General features: G+C 44.7%; 1 protein-coding gene. It reads right to left on the reverse strand.

What is annotated here, in order from left to right; all coding sequences use genetic code 11:
- Positions 1 to 1255 (reverse strand): hypothetical protein (locus BUB42_RS16520; protein ID WP_211517696.1); only part of this gene is annotated, 1255 nt, incomplete at both ends.

The following is a 1255-nucleotide window of genomic DNA, read 5'->3' on the forward strand; positions in this document are numbered from 1 at the left end:
GTTGCAGTTGCCGTTGGCGCAGCAGGCGTTGCTGGTTGAGCGTCAATAGTTACATTAGTAGGCAATGAAGTACATCCTGCAGCAGATCTCACAGTTACAGCGTAAGTAGCTGCAGCTAAGTTTGTAAATATTCCAGTCGTGTTAGTATAATTAGTACCATTGATACTATAGGTTATTCCTGTTCCGGTTGGGGCAGAAACGGTAATAGTTCCTGTTGCTACAGTACAAGTTGGTTGTAAAGTTGCAGTGGCCGTTGGCGCAGCAGGCGTTGCTGGTTGAGCGTCAATAGTGACACTAGTTGGCAATGAGGTACATCCCGCAGCAGATCTCACAGTAATAGCGTAAGTTGCTGCAGTTACGTTTGTAAATATTCCAGTCGTGTTAGTATAATCAGTACCATTGATACTGTAGGTTATTCCACTTCCCATTATGGCAGAAATGGTAATAGTTCCTGTTGCTACAGTACAAGTTGGTTGTAAAGTTGCAGTGGCCGTTGGCGCAGCAGGCGTTGCTGGTTGAGCGTCAATAGTGACACTAGTTGGCAATGAGGTACATCCCGCAGCAGATCTCACAGTAATAGCGTAAGTTGCTGCAGTTACGTTTGTAAATATTCCAGTAGTATTAGTATAATCAGTACCATTGATACTGTAGGTTATTCCACTTCCCATTGGGGCAGAAACGGTAATAGTTCCTGTTGCTACAGTACAAGTTGGTTGTAAAGTTGCAGTTGCCGTTGGCGCAGCAGGCGTTGCTGGTTGAGCGTCAATAGTGACATTAATTGGAAATGATGTACATCCCGCAGCAGATCTTACAGTTACAGCGTAAGTTGCTGCAGCTACGTTTGTAAATATTCCAGTAGTATTAGTATAATTAGTACCATCGATACTATAGGTTATTCCTGTTCCGGTTGGGGCAGAAACGGTAATAGTTCCTGTTGCTACAGTACAAGTTGGTTGTAAAGTTGCAGTTGCCGTTGGCGCAGCAGGCGTTGCTGGTTGAGCGTCAACAGTGACACTAGTTGGCGATGAAGTACATCCCGCAGCAGATCTCACAGTTACAGCGTAAGTTGCTGCAGCTACGTTTGTAAATATTCCAGTAGTATTAGTATAATTAGTACCATCGATACTGTAGGTTATTCCACTTCCCATTGGGGCAGAAACGGTAATAGTTCCTGTTGCTACAGAACAAGTTGGTTGTAAAGTTGCAGTGGCCGTTGGCGCAGCAGGTGTTGCTGGTTGAGCGTCAATAGTGACAC

The organism is Flavobacterium micromati (assembly GCF_900129585.1).
GTDB classification, from domain to species: Bacteria; Bacteroidota; Bacteroidia; order Flavobacteriales; family Flavobacteriaceae; genus Flavobacterium; species Flavobacterium micromati.